Below are 13,938 nucleotides of genomic sequence, written 5' to 3' on the forward strand. Positions count from 1 at the left end.
GTATCCTCCGTAATCCTTACGATGCTGAAAGTGCGTTATTGACGCCGGTCTCCCGTCGCCGCAGGGTAAGTATGCATCAGGAACCTAGATGCCTATCGGGTACGAATTGGAGATCTCCATGAACCATGACACCTACACGACCCTGCGAGTGCGCCGTGCGGCAGGCATCGCCTACGTCACGCTCGACAACCCGCCGGTCAACGTGCTGAACGTAGCCCTGATGAGCGACCTGCGGAACCTGCTGGCCGCAGTCCGGGACGACGATTCGATTCGGGTGATCGTGTTCGACAGCGCCGACCCGGAGTTCTTCATCGCGCACGTCGACATGTCGCTGGTCGACACACCCAACGCTTTCGCGGAAATCGCGGCCGATTTGCCTGACGGCGTCAACGTCTTCCAAGCCCTCGGTGAATTGCTCCGGCACCAACCCCAGGTGACCATTGTCAAACTCGCCGGGATCGCGCGCGGCGGCGGAGCGGAATTCGTTGCGGCCGCCGATATGTCGTTCGCGGCGATCGGTCGCGCAGGGATCGGTCAGATCGAAGCGCTCATGGGCATCGTCCCTGGTGGTGGTGGCACCCAGTATCTGGCCGCCCGAGTCGGGCGGCACCGCGCGCTGGAGGCGGTGCTGGGTGCCGAGCTGTTCGACGCCGAGAACGCACAGAGCTACGGCTGGGTCAACCGGGCTGTTCCCGCCGATGAGCTCGACGACCTCGTCGACCGCCTCGCCCGCAACATCGCGGCCCTGCCCGAGGGGGTGATCGCGGCGGCCAAGCGTGCCGTCGCCCCCGAGGACCTCGGCGAGGGCCTGCTGCGCGAGCACCTCGCCTGGGCGGGCACGTTCGCTCGTCCCGCGGCCGAGCGATTGATCCGCGGCGGAATGGCGAACGGCGCCCAGACCCGCGCGGGCGAGCGCGACCTGGAGGGTCTGCTCCGGGGTCTGGCCGGATAGGACCCGGCCGACGCGACCGCGACGGAATGGGTGAGTAATGCGGTTCGGGTTCGTGTGGTCGGTGACGGCGACTCGGCGGGGGGAATCAGGGGGCGATTAGTCCTGGCGTGCAACCGCTCCGGTGTCAGGACGTCATCGGAAGGAACGTCCGCTCACGCCGCGGTGAAGGCGACAGTGGTCGGGCCGAGCGTTGCCGGTGGGGAACAACCGTCCGTGCGATGCTGCCGATGTGGAGATCTGGAGCACGACGGCAATCTGTCGCCGCGATCGCGGCGGAGGGATTGCCTGGCCAGGAGGCAAGGCGGTCACAGGACGAGCGTGAGCTTGCCGCCGGACCGACGGGACTGGCTGAGCTTGGCAGTCTCGTGGATCTGGTCGAGAGTGTAGGTGCGGGCGACCGATACGGCCAGGACGCCTTCGCCGGCCAGCCGGGCGAACTCGTCGAGCAGGTCGTAGCGCATCTCGATGTGGGTTACCCGGGCACCCAGCTCGGCCGCGGCAGCGAAGTCAGAGACGGTGAGGACGCGGCCCACCTCGTCACCCGGGTCGAGACGGCGGCCCCGGACCTCATGCCGTTCGAGGCGCTGCTGACTGCGCTGGGGACCGCCGACCAACGTCTTTCGCTCCCGCGAGTTCCTGCTGCGCCGCGTCGGGGTGATCGCCGCCAACCCGGCACTGGCCGAACGCGACCTGATCAAGCTCGCCGACATCGCCAACGCACTGACGCGAGCACTCGAACGCCGCGGCATCGATTCCGGTGAAGCAAGCTTCATCTCCAACATTGCGATCGCGATCTCCCGACGCGCCACGTCCCGCTGGCTGGCCGACCCGGACGCGACCTTCTCCGAACTCATCGCCCGGACCGCCGCCGAGCTGCGCGAGGCGGTTACGCCGCGAGCCCCGACGGTCCGCTGAGCACGAACGGCTGGGCTCCCCCATCGGCGATCAAGCCCAGTCGGACGGCGCAGCTCGGGCCGGACGTGTGCGCTGCTAAACGCCCCCTCATGCCGCTTATCGCACGGTCACGAACGTCCGCTTCTGCCGACTACCGTGCGGCCAGACGCGCTAGCTGCCCATGAAGCTGTCGAGCTGACGTGCACGCTCAAGAACAGTGACGCTCCATTCGAACCCGCCGCCTTGGCTGGCCAGTGGGCTCGAAGGTACCTGCACGTCATGCATTCCACCCGTTCCACAGGCGCCCAGAGCATCCCAAGACGTGGTGATGCCGGCCCGCTCGGATATGACCAACAATGTGGCGAGAAAGCCGTCAGACAGCGCCTGCACAACAGCGTGGTCGGTACGGCCACGCCAGGCTAGGACGGTCGCCAAAAACACCTCCAGTACAACAGGAGTGACCTCACACACGTCCGATTCCATCGGGCCGATCCCCGAGGGAACACCGAGTTCCTCCTCGAAGAATCCCACATGGTTCAAGAACAGCCGCGAAACGCCGTTCGAGGGATTCCACAGTGTGGTCCCGTCCATCTCGTAGTACTGACTCATCCGACCGCCCGCCTGTCACTGAGCAACTCATGGGCTGCCCAAGCCGAAGCCGCAGCGCGAGGATCTCCAGAACTTGAGCGGTGATGTAGGTACCGAGGATCGACACACTCGGCGAACCAAAACCACCCGAAATGCGGCACCGCCAACAACGGATACCGCGATCGCGCGACATCATCGACCGACATAACGATCCCCACCTCGAACCACCCCCACCCACAACCTACCCGGCAACCGTGCCCATCACGCGCGCCGAGATCCGGGTACCCGGCTTCGAATTCGAATTCGGTCGAGAACCTGGCCGGCCCTCGTCGAAAGACAGGTCGCTTCGAGGCCGAATCGGTGCAGCGATCTTGTTCGTGCAGTTCGCCGGTTGCGGTTCCCACCGTCCACCTCGCGTTCTTCCCACTACTCAGCCAGGATCGGGTTCGAACTCGCCTACGCGGGGCCCCGCGGCATCGCCGTCGGTGCCGTGGCTGAACGCCCACGCAGAACGGCTGACTGCTGGGAAGGAATGTCTATCGGTGGCCAGATCAACCACCGACACCCCGGCCTGGGCATTCGGCCTGCCGGTCGCTATCCGTCCGGCTCGCACAACACGACGTCGAAACCACCCCACCCGTGTCGAGCTCGGGGCAGTCGGAGGCGAGCCCGTTGCGCGAGCCTATGACGCAACGGGCTCGACACTCAGAGCTTCCGCAGGTCGACCACTGTGGATAGCGAATGATCCCCCTCCGGACACGCAAAGAAGGCCTCGATCATCCGATCGGGGCCTTCTTCGTCTGCAAGATGTACCAGCGAGAGGCCGCGCGGATCTCAGTTCTGCGAGACACCCCAACCTGCTGCCCGTCGACAACGACCGGACCGCCGCCGGCGAGTCCCCCGCTTCTCGTTGCCGATGCACTGCCCGCAACCGCACAGATCTTCGTCGCCACCCCGCGCGAGGCATCCCGACCTCACACCAGCAGGTTCGAACTGATGGCGAACAGCAGCGTTGCAGTACAGCACATTGGTGGACAACAGCCCTGACCCGAACAGAAGTGTTGCCCTATCAGACTCACAGGATTTGAATCTGCGGCAACCTGGCGCGGGTTCCAATTGTCCAGAACATACCCATCAGTGCCCAATAGTACTCAGCACCAGGCTTTTTCACGAAACGACCGTTCTCAAGAATTCCCATGGATTCGCGTTGATTCCGGTCAAAAAGTGCGGGGTTTCTGTGGGGCGCTATCCGAGCCCGCACCCATGGCGTGGCATGGACTCGTCGATGTTCAGGCGTGCGCTGGAGCCGCCCAGATCGGTCTTCACCCAGCCCGGCGCTACGAGCAGCAACGTGCGCGGGTCGTCGCCGTGCCGCGCGGCGAAGCTGAGCATCAGCTGCGAGGGGCTCGAGCTGAACGGGCTCTTCGCGGTACTTGTGCTGCGGCGGTTCGCCGACCGCACCCTGCCGGTACCACCCCGAATCGCGGAGCCGCGGTGAGGCTTTCGGCGACCGGCCTTACGGTCGCCAGCGGTGACATCTCGACGATCGCGCCCCGGCAGCTGCGTCGCCCGCTCGGATCGGGGTATTCCACGGAGTGAAGGGCGGTGACGCCGGCTCGCTGTGCACCGTGGCATCACGATCGTCGGTCCGCTCATCGGCTCGACTCGCACGCGGCCGGCGGGCGGGCGGCACCACACGTATACCGGTGTAACCGGATTCGGAGACTGTCATGATTGTTTTCCTCGGCCTGGTCCTGCTCATCGCCGCGGTGGTGATCGGCACGGCGGGCGTGCTGAGCAACAGCGGACCCGCCCACACGCTCAGCGACGACTTCAGCCTGCTCGGCTACCACATCACCGCAACGTCGGGCACGTTGTTCCTGTGGGCAGTCGTGCTCGGAGCCCTCGGCATGCTCGGCCTGGTCCTGCTCACCGCCGGCGCGCACCGTTCGTCGCAGCGCCTGCGTCAGACCAAGGCCGATCTTCGGCTCGCCCGTCGCACCGGCACGAGCGGGCGGACCTTCCGTCCTTCGGCCGAACCGAAGGAGAAGGGGACCGTGCTCGCGAAGACACCGCGTAGTGCGAGCGCACGCCGCACCTGGCGACATCCCTTCGGTGACCGCTCCGCCGACGCCGTGACGCACTGACCCGACCACAGCACGGCGTCGCAGAGGTCGAGGGGGCGTGGACCGATCGAGCCTACGGGTTCCGAGCCTGGCTCGGGCCCCGCCACCGAAGTCAACAGCGTCGAGGTCAACGCCGCCGAACAGTGTCCAGAACAGCGGACCGAGACCGCAAGAGTGAACGTGTTGCGCAGTCCAGAAAGACAGACCTATCTACCCGCCGCTGCCGAGTAGAGCTTCTCGACCGTCGGCGTAGACGAAGCTGCGGGCGAATCGACTCAGCACTACCATTTGTTGACGTGCAGTACCGTGTCGAGCGGGGCGCGTTTGGCGAGCTTGAAGTCGGTGCCCTTCGTGTAGGCAACAGGCAAGAGCACGCCCTGCCGAATACTCGGGGGAACTCCCAGCGCCTCAGCGACCTCTCGTTCGTACTCCAGATGCAGTGAGGTCCACGCAGACCCGAGGCCGCGCTCACGCAGTGCGAGCGCGAAGCTCCAGGCGGCGGGGAGCAGCGAACCCCACAGACCGGCCTGGTTCCCCTCCGGCATCTGCCCACCCGGAACGTGGATCGCACCGATCACCAGCACCGGTACCTGCTCCATCACCTCCGCCAGATAGGTCGCACTCGAAGCCACCTTCTCCGCGGTATCGGCGTCCTTCGGCGGCTTCGCCTGCCGCACGGCCGCACCCGCCGCAGCGTAGGCGGTGTAGCACTTGCAGTAGTACTCCGCCACGATCTTCTTGGGCTCGGGATCGGTCAGCACGATCCAATGCCAGCCTTGCAGGTTACTGCCCGACGGCGCCTGGAGCGCTACCTCCAATGCGTCGGTGACCACCTCCAGCGGCACCGGCCGATCCAGGTCGAGACGTTTGCGCACCGACCGGGTCGTGGTCAGTACCTCGTCCGCGGACAGGTCGAGATGCGGGAACTCGACAGTCATACGTTCTCCCATCTTGCGCTCGGTATCAGGATCGCCCCGTCATATAGTCGACGGTGCGCATATCAAAGTATGCGAAGATCCCTTCACGGGCATCACCATCCCCCAGCACACCACGAATCCGACTGCCCATCCGGTCGCGGGCTCGGCGATCCGGCTGTTATCAGAAATGCGGCCCGAGGGGCAGAGAATGAGCGTGCCCCGCGATCCCCGCTCCCACCCTGCCAGCCCTGGCACGAAGAAATCGCTGTTCACCGATGCGATCAGCTCCGCAGGCCAGATCTTGCCCAAGCCTCGATCCGGCGCACCGCGCCTCCCGCCCGTCAAACCACGCTCAACTCGGCAAGTGCGGACGTTCCACCGATGCAGGCTTTCGAGATCATGTCGTGCTGTTGATCTTTCGTCACGACCTCAGGCCGCGCGGGTCCAGGCATCAGGAGGCATCCGGTCGTGAGTCGATCGCGGCACACATCGCTTGACCGAGCTGCTGGTTCAGTCGAGTGTTACCAGTACGCATTCGTCCAGGTCGGCGGCAAGTCGGTACAATTCGGCATACTGGGCCAGCTGATCGAGATGGTAGTCGCGATCCCACGGTCCTTTATAGACACCGGATGCTTCCATCGCTTCAGCGTCGAACAGATGTGAAGCAGTCGCCAGATTGTTCTCTACATAGTCAGCTATGGTTCGTGCAGTAGTCGGACGCACAAACCGAAGCGGATTCCCTTGCCCCGCAGTCGCACCCGAAGCGAGGGGCTCCGCCCCGAATACTGCGATCTCGGCCAACCCGACTGGATTGCGTTCTTCCTGCTTCCGGCGGTTGGGCGCAAGCAACCAGTACGCCGCGTCCCACGCCCGCGTGGAGAAAGTCCGGTTGAGAATGTCGGGCCGCTGCCTCACGATCTGACGAGCGACCGGGGCCAGCTCCGCCCAGATCGGGTCATTCCAGTACTGCGAATCGGCACCATCGCTGGTAGCCAAGCTGCTGAAAAACTGGATCGCGTTCTCGGCGGCCTCACGATCACGCATCGCGCGTTCGAGCAGCGGTTCGTAAGGAACTGCTTGGTACCGAGCATCGAGGGCCATCCCCAGACCATAGGACTCAGCTCGAGCAGGCCCTACCCGACATTACATAATCGGCATGAGCGCGCGTTCAGTGGAACGGGCCCGCGGATCGTCCGACGGGCCCGCCTGGTCGATGTCAGACGCAGTGCGCGGGCGGGGCCGGGCTCCAGCTGCCGATGCAGCCCGCCGCGATGTACGCGAGTAGATCGATTACGGCCGAGCCGGTCTGCAGGACGACCGGTTCGGCTGCGTCGGTGTGGCTGATGGTGGGCTGCGTCGGCGTTTCGGGCACGGCGATGGCGAGTCCGGTGGAGGCGGCGCCGAACGCGGCGACCGCGATGGCAAGGGCAGCAAAGCGTTTCACGAGCATGCGAGCGAGCCTAGTGTGAAACACAAGTATTTAGACATGGATCGAAACCCCCTGATTTCGGGGGGTTGCCCGTGACGCCCACATCATCGCTGATGCCGCCCGCACCATGCCGCACACGTTGCGCCAGGTCGATACCGGCGATGAAACCCCGACCGAGCTCGGTGGTTCTTCTCATCTGACCTGTGCACTCAGGGCTCCAGCGAAATCGCCCGAACTCGAAAGCATCTAGCAATCGGCGGCGCCCGTAGAGGAGACCAGCTCTGCACGATCGCCCCGGCGATTCAGGCCGACGCCTCGGCGATTTCCTTGCGTGCCCTTTCGGCGACCCCGGTCGGCATCGGCTCGTGCCGCAAATACCCGCGGGCGAACGACCCCGCCCCGTGGGTGAGCGATCGCAGGTCGATGACATACCGGCTCAGTTCGAGTTCGGGTACCTCGGCCCGGATATGGGTGAAGCCGGTATCGGCCTGCTCGGTGCCGAGAATGCGTCCGCGCCGGGTGGACAGGTCGCCGAGGACGGCGCCCAGCTGGTCGTCGGGGACCGTGACCCGCACCGCGGCAACCGGTTCGAGCAGCAGGGTCCCAGACGCGTTCGCCGCGTCACGAAGGGCGAGCGCACCCGAGGTCTGGAAGGCGGCGTCGGAGGAGTCCACCGAGTGCGCTTTCCCGTCCATCAGTGTCACTCGCACATCCACCAGCGGATATCCGGGAGTGACCCCGCGCGCGGCCTGCGCCCGTGCCCCTTTCTCCACCGACCCGATGAACTGCCGCGGCACTACCCCACCGACCACCCGGTCGACGAACTCGAATCCCGCCCCCGCAGGCAGCGGTTCCACCTGGATGCGGCACACCGCGTACTGCCCGTGCCCGCCGGACTGCTTGACCAATTTGCCGTGCCCCTCGGCTTCCGCGGCGAGCGTCTCCCGTAACGCCACCCGATACGGTTCCACTTCCACTCGCACCCCGAACCGCCCGCGCAACCGTTCCAGGGCGACGTCCCGGTGGGATTCCCCCAGACACCACAGCACCAGCTGATGGGTGTGTTCGTTGTTTTCCAGCCGCAGGGTCGGATCCTCGGCAACGAGCCGGGTCAGACCCTGCGAGAGCTTGTCCTCATCGGCCCTGCCCTGCGCCCGAACAGCCACAGGCAGTAACGGTTCCGGCAGCTGCCACGGCTCGATCAGCAGGGGTTTCCCGGTGCCGGAGAGGGTGTCGCCGGTTTCCGCGTGGCCGAGTTTGCTCACGAACGCGATATCGCCGGCGACGGCCTCGGTCAGTGTCTGCTGTTGCTTCCCCAACGGCGCGGTGACCCCGCCGACCCGGTCGTCGGCATCGTGCTCGGGTCCGCAGACGCGGACGGTGTCCTCGCTGTGCAGCGTGCCGGAAAACACCCGCACCAGCGATACCCGTCCCACGTACGGGTCCGACGAGGTCCGGATGACCTCCGCGGCGAGTTCGGCCGCCGGATCGCAGTCCAATGCGATGGGCGCGGTGCCGTCGCCGCGCGGCGCGGCCGACAGCGGGTGTTCGATCGGTGTCGGGAACCCTGCTGTGATCAGTTCCAGCAGTTCGAGCACGCCCAAGCCCTGCTCCGCTTCCTCAGCTGCCGGTGCCGCGAACAGCACTGGATGGAAGCTTCCGCGCGCCACGGCTCGTTCCAGGTCGCCGATCAGGGTGTCGACTTCGACGGGTTCGCCGTCGAGGTAGAGGTCCATGAGCGTTTCGTCTTCGCTCTCGGCGATGATCGCCTCGATCAACCGATCGCGGGCCGGGTCGATCACCGCGAGTTGTTCCGCGGAAGGTTCGGTGCGCACCCGTTTCCCGCTGCGATAGTCGGCAACACGTCGCTCGAGCAGTTCCAGCAGTCCGATCGCGGGCCGGTGCCCATCGGGAGTCTTCTGCCCGTAGACCGGCAGGTGCAGGGGAAGGATTGTGTCGCTCGCTCCCCCGGTCAGCAGTGCCTGACACGTCTGCACCAGTTCCGCGTACTCCGCCCGCGCCGTGTCCAGATGTGTCATCACGATCGCCCGCGGCATCCCCACCCGCGCGCATTCGGCCCACAGTTCCCGCGTAGGCCCCGCTACACCCTGCACTCCATCGGCTGCCGACACCAGGAAGAGGGCCGCGTCCGCCGCCCGCAACCCGGCCCGCAGTTCGCCGACAAAATCCGGGCATCCCGGAGTATCGATCAGATTGACCTTCACCTCGCCCCACGTCACCGGGACCACCGACACCTGCACAGATCTGTGCTGTCGCCGTTCGACCTCGTCGTAGTCCGACAGTGATGTTCCGTCCTCCACGCGGCCTGCGCGGTTCACCGTCCCGGTCGCCAACGCCAGCGCCTCCACCAGCGTCGTCTTGCCCGCACCACTGCTGCCGACCAACGCCACGTTCCGGATGCTCTCCGGTCGCTGCGCCGCGTTTGTCCGGTCCACCATGTCGCTGCTCCCTCGGGTCGGGATCCGGCTCCTTCGAGCTTCCCACCGCAGGTAGGGACACGTCCACGATTTCCGGGATCGATGCTGCAGCGCTCGATTCAGCGTGTGCTGACGCAGCCCACCCAGCGGCGCTGGTCGTGGACGACACCGCGACAGCCCGCCGTGCCGACGTTGATGTCTGCGGTGTCGTGCCGGATCGCGAGCACACGGACTCGGCCGGGCACGTCGACGCCGTGGCGCCTCATTGTCGCCGCTGAAACCGTCCACACCACAATCGAAACCGGGCAGGACACCGCCTTCTACACCGGCAAGGTCGCAGTGGCTTCGTTGTTCACCACCTCCGTACTCCCCACCTCACCGCCGACTCGGCAGTGGTCTCGGGCACGGACCTGCCGATTCGCGGCTGGTGTTGCATGCGTCGCGATTCGAGGTCTGCACACGGCCGGAAAGCGACCCGCGGCCCGCCCGCGCCGTATCCGCCTGCTGCGCGTTTGGCGATCATGTCCACGTCCGGCGCGCCCGTCACTTCTGGTTGAGCTCGGCGCGCTCCGGCAGTCCGGCCGCCCACAGCGCCGCGGCGATCAGCGCGGGCTGACCGAACAAGCGGAGCAGGCGTTTGGCGTCCGTGTCGAGGCCGAACGCGGTGGTGCCCTCGACGTATTGGGCGATATTGCCCGGGAAGATGGCGATAAAGAACGCGGCAAGTGCGATCCCGGTTATTCGCCGCTTGCGTGGCAGGCCCAACAGCGCGAGGCCGAATCCGATCTCGGCCACACCGGAGCCGAGCACCGTGAGGTCGGCGTCGAGGGGGAACCAGTCGGGCACCTGCGCTTGGAAATCACTGCGCGCGAATGTCAGGTGCGAGACGCCGGCAACCGACATGACACCGCCGAGTGCAAGCCGGGTGAAGCGCTGTGAGGCGGGCTCGGACGAAGGGCTGGTGAGTGAGAACATTGGTCCTTCCGATTTGGGATCGCGCCTGACGGCCCATCGAGCGCGCCACTTGTGGCTTTACGACTACCCAGGCGGATCAGTTCAGTGCGCCGTTGTAGTCCGGGAACTTGAAGGTGCGCTCGGCATGCCCGCCGGACAGGTCCGAGGGGCTGTTGCCGAAATTGGCGACGATCGTGTAGCCCTTGCTCTCGATGTCGGCCCGGCTCGCGGTCTTGTACTCGGCCAAGCCGGAATTGCCCGCCGACAGTGTGGTCGGCGCGCTGCCGTACAGCGCGTCGACCGGGTAGCCGACCGAGGTCAGGTTCGCCTGCGAATAAGTGTTTACCAAGGCAGGCCTGCCGGTGACGAAGATGATCGCGGCGCCGTTCTGTTTCGCCCAGGTCGCCAGGCCGAGCACCGGCTGGATCGCCGGGATGATCAGGCCGGTGTTGTAGGAGGTTTCCAGCGTCGTGTTGTCGATGTCGAAGACGATCGCGGGCCGTATCGCGCCGGGCAGCCGACCGGCAAGGTAGGTCTTCGCCTCGGCCACGACGGGGGTGATCTCGCCGATCCACTGCGCGTACGGCGGCAATTCGGACTGATTGCCTGACAACGAGGACGAACCGCCGCCGGACAAAGACGACGAACCGGTGTCGGCGTCCGCGGCGGGCAATGGCGCTAGGAGCGCGGCCGCGACACCGACGACGAGCGATGCAGTAACACGTTTCATCTCTCGCACGCTAACAGCGGACTGAGCCACGCAGCTTCGAAGTCTCGCGCAGTGGGACTGCTACGCGGGCGCGCCCGCTTGGTCGGCATCGACGCGCACAAGGCTGGTCGGCACGTCGCGCTGAGATCATGCTTCCCGCTACCACCCGGAGCATCGTGGTCGTGCTGAGCAGAACGTGATCGTCACGCGGCGGAACTTACGTCGGCGGCCGGTAGGTAACGTCCCTAGCTATCGCTTCGTCGATCTGCTCGGGGCTGAGCAGACCCACTGTGTGCGACACGGCGGCACCAGCGGCCGCAGTTCGAATCGCGAGCGCTGCGGCTGAGACATCGTCCGGGACATCACCGATGACGAACAAGTCGTCCTCGCCGAACGCGAAATAACAAGCTTCCACCCGACCACCCACGCTCTCCACCATCTCCGTGATGGCCGCACGGCGCGCACTACCGCCCTGTGCCAATAGACCTTGTGCCCCCTCTTGGAGATAGCTGACTCGCCACAAGTACTTGGGCATACCCACCAGCCTCCTCGGCTCCAGACGATCTCGGCGAGACCGACCCTACGGGTCCGCCGCCCCACACACCGTCCAGGACGAACGCCGTCGTCGCAACGATGCGGCAACGTAACTGAGGCGATATCGGAAATCCAGAGCGCAACCGAACCAACTGCCGTACAGGAAGCTCTCGCCGAGGCGGACGAGGGATCCTCGGTAGCTGGTCGTTCGGCTGATCCCGAGCTCGGTAGCCACCGCATGCGATTCGACCCGTCGATGCTCTCTATCGCGGAGCGGCACGCGCGGTGTCGGCCAACCGACGATTGGTCACCCGCAACTGCCGTGCGGTGCTGGTGGCCAATGCCCGCGTCTGATCGGAATCGAGGCGGCCACACACGCGCCCCCAATGCACGGCGACTTGGTCACCGACGGCCACCTCCGTCGCGAGGTGATCGTCGTCGACCTCGGCGCGCCATAGCGCTGGACCGGACAACCGCAGCAGCGGACCGTCCGAGACCAACCGCCGACAGCGGACGGAAGCAGCCCCGCCTTCGCGAGCCACCACGGTGCCCCAGGTGATACGGCAACTGTCCAGGATGCGGATCGGGTGCTCGTCGGCGCCACGTCCCAGCAGGCGGGTCCACGGATACACGCCGAACACGTGGAATCCGTGGTTGGCGGCGGCTTCCTCGGCAAGATCGGCGTTCAGATACGACCAGTAGTGTCCGGCCATCGGCGCGATGATCGCGAGCAGTTCGGTCGTGAACGCGCCGGCGTCGAGGTCGGCGCCGATCCCGCCACCGAGCCAATAGGACTCGACGAGGCGCGCGTCGAGCGGATCGGCGATGCCGGTCAGTCTCGACATCGCCCGCAGGTAGGGCCAGGCTCCGGAGAACTGGCGGGCCAGCGCGCGGATATCGGCGGCCGAGCCGTTGTGCAGCGCCCGCGCGTCGGCGGGACCGCAGTAGCCGAGCCGGTTGGGCGCGTAGGCGTAGCGGGCGAACATCTCGGTCCCGTCGATGATCGCGCCTCCTGTCAGCAGATCCGCGGCAGTTGTTCTCCGGCAGGCAGATCCACCACCCGGGTACCGCCGAGGGCGGTGCGGGCGACCACCATGCCCGGATGGTCCTCGACACACACACCGATGGCTTCGGCACGAGCACCCAGCGGATGTGCGCGCATCGCCGCGAGCACCCGGTCGGCGTCTTCGGAGGCGACGAAGGCGACGAGCTTGCCCTCGTTGGCGACATACATCGGATCGAGCCCGAGCAGCCCACACGCGTCCCGGACCGCCTCCGGCACGGGCAGCTTCCGTTCATCCAGTGCCACACCGACTTTCGCGACACCCGCGATCTCGTTGAGCGTCGCCGCGACCCCGCCGCGGGTCGGGTCACGCAGCACGTGCACATCGGCGCCGGTGGCCAGCATCGCGGCGACCAGGCCGTTGAGCGGGGCGGTGTCGCTACAGACGGTGGTGCCGAATTCGAGGCCCTCCCGGCAGCTCATCACGGCGACGCCGTGCACCCCGATGTCACCGCTGACTATCACGACGTCACCGGGACGGGCGCGCTGCGGGCGGATGTCGACGCCGGCGTCGACGATGCCGATGCCCGCGGTGTTGATGAAGATGCCGTCGCCGTGGCCGGAGTCGACGACCTTGGTGTCGCCGGTGACCAGCTTGACCCCGGCCGCGAGCGCGGCAGTACCGACAGCCTCGGCGACCCTGGCGATCTCGGCGAGTGCGGTGCCTTCTTCGAGGATGAACGCCGTGGACAGCACCATCGGCCGCGCGCCTGCCATGGACAGATCGTTGACGGTGCCGTTGACGGCCAGGTCCCCGATCGACCCGCCGGGGAAAGCCAGCGGTTTGACGACGAAGGAGTCGGTCGAGAAGGCCAACCGCACGCCGTCGAGGGTGAGCACCGCCGAATCACCCATGCCCGCTTCGGCGGCGGAGCCGAACGCGGGCAGGAACAGGTGCTCGATCAGCTCGCCCGACATCGCTCCCCCGCCACCGTGGCCCATCACGATGGTCGGTGAGTCGCGCAGCGGCATCGGGCACACCCAGCTGTCCATGTCGAGGCCGGTCGCCGCGTTGTCCTCACGCATGAGCCACCTCCGCGGGCAGGTCGAGGCGTCGGTACAGGTAGTAGGCCGCGCAGGCACCTTCGGAGGAGACCATCGTGGCTCCCAAGGGGTTTCGTGGGGTGCACTGTTTGCCGAAAGCGGCGCATTCGTGCGGCTTGATCAGTCCCTGGAGGACCTCGCCGGAGCGGCAGATCGAGGACTCGGCGGTGTGCAGGTCGGTGACCGCGAACCGGTGCTCGGCGTCGTAGGCGCGGTAGCGTTCCGAGAGCCGCCAGCCGCTGTCGGGGATCACGCCGATGCCGCGCCAAGCGCAGCAGGTCGGCGCCATC

General features: G+C 66.3%; 15 protein-coding genes and 1 pseudogene. 3 read left to right on the forward strand and 13 right to left on the reverse strand.

Annotated features, from left to right (window positions below):
• Positions 1-88 precede the first annotated feature (88 nt).
• Complete coding sequence (locus ACFWF3_RS06005; RefSeq protein WP_379312674.1) at positions 89-952, forward strand: enoyl-CoA hydratase/isomerase family protein; 864 nt, start codon at positions 89-91, stop codon at positions 950-952.
• A gap of 305 nt (positions 953-1,257) precedes the next feature.
• Here the strand turns inward: ACFWF3_RS06005 and ACFWF3_RS06010 are convergent, their stop codons facing one another.
• Positions 1,258-1,566, reverse strand: a complete 309-nt coding sequence (locus tag ACFWF3_RS06010) for a hypothetical protein (protein WP_379312676.1) — start codon at positions 1,564-1,566, stop codon at positions 1,258-1,260.
• Positions 1,567-1,591: 25 nt separating this feature from the next.
• Between ACFWF3_RS06010 and ACFWF3_RS06015 the strand changes: the two genes are divergently transcribed.
• Positions 1,592-1,867: a hypothetical protein gene (locus ACFWF3_RS06015; RefSeq protein ID WP_379312691.1), complete on the forward strand. Its 276-nt coding sequence runs from the start codon at positions 1,592-1,594 to the stop codon at positions 1,865-1,867.
• 150 nt (positions 1,868-2,017) lie between these two features.
• On the opposite strand, the gene ACFWF3_RS06020 is transcribed toward ACFWF3_RS06015, so the two are convergent.
• Entirely contained in the window at positions 2,018-2,455 is a 438-nt protein-coding gene (locus tag ACFWF3_RS06020) for a DUF6086 family protein (RefSeq protein ID WP_379312677.1), read from the reverse strand.
• A 1,224-nt stretch (positions 2,456-3,679) separates the two neighbouring features.
• A complete protein-coding gene (locus ACFWF3_RS06025) occupies positions 3,680-3,895 on the reverse strand; it encodes a hypothetical protein (protein WP_379312678.1) in 216 nt (71 codons plus the stop codon).
• A gap of 269 nt (positions 3,896-4,164) precedes the next feature.
• Here ACFWF3_RS06025 and ACFWF3_RS06030 point away from each other — a divergent pair, with 269 nt between their 5' ends.
• Positions 4,165-4,581, forward strand: a complete 417-nt coding sequence (locus ACFWF3_RS06030) for a hypothetical protein (protein ID WP_378759450.1) — start codon at positions 4,165-4,167, stop codon at positions 4,579-4,581.
• Positions 4,582-4,841: 260 nt separating this feature from the next.
• Here the strand turns inward: ACFWF3_RS06030 and ACFWF3_RS06035 are convergent, their stop codons facing one another.
• The 10 genes and pseudogenes from ACFWF3_RS06035 to ACFWF3_RS06080 form a co-directional block, all read right to left on the reverse strand.
• Positions 4,842-5,498, reverse strand: coding sequence for a nitroreductase family protein (locus tag ACFWF3_RS06035; protein ID WP_379312680.1), 657 nt, complete (start codon positions 5,496-5,498; stop codon positions 4,842-4,844).
• Between the two features lie 489 nt (positions 5,499-5,987).
• Entirely contained in the window at positions 5,988-6,578 is a 591-nt protein-coding gene (locus ACFWF3_RS06040; protein WP_379312682.1) for a DUF1877 family protein, read from the reverse strand.
• A 115-nt stretch (positions 6,579-6,693) separates the two neighbouring features.
• Entirely contained in the window at positions 6,694-6,927 is a 234-nt protein-coding gene (locus tag ACFWF3_RS06045; protein ID WP_379312683.1) for a hypothetical protein, read from the reverse strand.
• Between the two features lie 281 nt (positions 6,928-7,208).
• A complete protein-coding gene (locus ACFWF3_RS06050) occupies positions 7,209-9,365 on the reverse strand; it encodes an elongation factor G-like protein EF-G2 (protein WP_379312684.1) in 2,157 nt (718 codons plus the stop codon).
• A 522-nt stretch (positions 9,366-9,887) separates the two neighbouring features.
• The gene (locus tag ACFWF3_RS06055) at positions 9,888-10,247 is read right to left on the reverse strand and encodes a hypothetical protein (RefSeq protein WP_379312685.1); all 360 of its coding nucleotides are present in this window, start codon (positions 10,245-10,247) and stop codon (positions 9,888-9,890) included.
• 148 nt (positions 10,248-10,395) lie between these two features.
• Positions 10,396-11,028, reverse strand: coding sequence for an HAD family acid phosphatase (locus ACFWF3_RS06060; protein ID WP_379312687.1), 633 nt, complete (start codon positions 11,026-11,028; stop codon positions 10,396-10,398).
• A gap of 196 nt (positions 11,029-11,224) precedes the next feature.
• Complete coding sequence (locus ACFWF3_RS06065) at positions 11,225-11,542, reverse strand: GYD domain-containing protein (protein ID WP_378627985.1); 318 nt, start codon at positions 11,540-11,542, stop codon at positions 11,225-11,227.
• A gap of 262 nt (positions 11,543-11,804) precedes the next feature.
• The gene (locus tag ACFWF3_RS06070; RefSeq protein WP_379312688.1) at positions 11,805-12,527 is read right to left on the reverse strand and encodes a DUF6390 family protein; all 723 of its coding nucleotides are present in this window, start codon (positions 12,525-12,527) and stop codon (positions 11,805-11,807) included.
• 29 nt (positions 12,528-12,556) lie between these two features.
• The gene (gene hypE / locus ACFWF3_RS06075; RefSeq protein ID WP_379312689.1) at positions 12,557-13,630 is read right to left on the reverse strand and encodes a hydrogenase expression/formation protein HypE; all 1,074 of its coding nucleotides are present in this window, start codon (positions 13,628-13,630) and stop codon (positions 12,557-12,559) included.
• A pseudogene (locus tag ACFWF3_RS06080) lies at positions 13,623-13,938 on the reverse strand (hydrogenase formation protein HypD); the annotation flags it as partial. The pseudogene ACFWF3_RS06080 and the gene hypE, both read right to left, overlap by 8 nt.

The sequence above is a fragment of the Nocardia sp. NPDC060220 genome, assembly GCF_042727815.1.
Lineage (GTDB): Bacteria > Actinomycetota > Actinomycetes > Mycobacteriales > Mycobacteriaceae > Nocardia.

What these genes read in the sequence shown, in the direction of transcription:
- ACFWF3_RS06005 (WP_379312674.1), top strand. Translation starts at nt 89, where the DNA reads ATGCCTATCGGGTACGAATTGGAGATCTCCATGAACCATGACACCTAC.
- ACFWF3_RS06020 (WP_379312677.1), bottom strand. Translation starts at nt 2,455, where the DNA reads ATGAGTCAGTACTACGAGATGGACGGGACCACACTGTGGAATCCCTCG.
- ACFWF3_RS06030 (WP_378759450.1), top strand. Translation starts at nt 4,165, where the DNA reads ATGATTGTTTTCCTCGGCCTGGTCCTGCTCATCGCCGCGGTGGTGATC.
- ACFWF3_RS06035 (WP_379312680.1), bottom strand. Translation starts at nt 5,498, where the DNA reads ATGACTGTCGAGTTCCCGCATCTCGACCTGTCCGCGGACGAGGTACTG.
- ACFWF3_RS06040 (WP_379312682.1), bottom strand. Translation starts at nt 6,578, where the DNA reads ATGGCCCTCGATGCTCGGTACCAAGCAGTTCCTTACGAACCGCTGCTC.
- ACFWF3_RS06045 (WP_379312683.1), bottom strand. Translation starts at nt 6,927, where the DNA reads ATGCTCGTGAAACGCTTTGCTGCCCTTGCCATCGCGGTCGCCGCGTTC.
- ACFWF3_RS06050 (WP_379312684.1), bottom strand. Translation starts at nt 9,365, where the DNA reads ATGGTGGACCGGACAAACGCGGCGCAGCGACCGGAGAGCATCCGGAAC.
- ACFWF3_RS06055 (WP_379312685.1), bottom strand. Translation starts at nt 10,247, where the DNA reads ATGTCGGTTGCCGGCGTCTCGCACCTGACATTCGCGCGCAGTGATTTC.
- ACFWF3_RS06060 (WP_379312687.1), bottom strand. Translation starts at nt 11,028, where the DNA reads ATGAAACGTGTTACTGCATCGCTCGTCGTCGGTGTCGCGGCCGCGCTC.
- ACFWF3_RS06065 (WP_378627985.1), bottom strand. Translation starts at nt 11,542, where the DNA reads ATGCCCAAGTACTTGTGGCGAGTCAGCTATCTCCAAGAGGGGGCACAA.
- ACFWF3_RS06070 (WP_379312688.1), bottom strand. Translation starts at nt 12,527, where the DNA reads ATGTTCGCCCGCTACGCCTACGCGCCCAACCGGCTCGGCTACTGCGGT.
- hypE (WP_379312689.1), bottom strand. Translation starts at nt 13,630, where the DNA reads ATGCGTGAGGACAACGCGGCGACCGGCCTCGACATGGACAGCTGGGTG.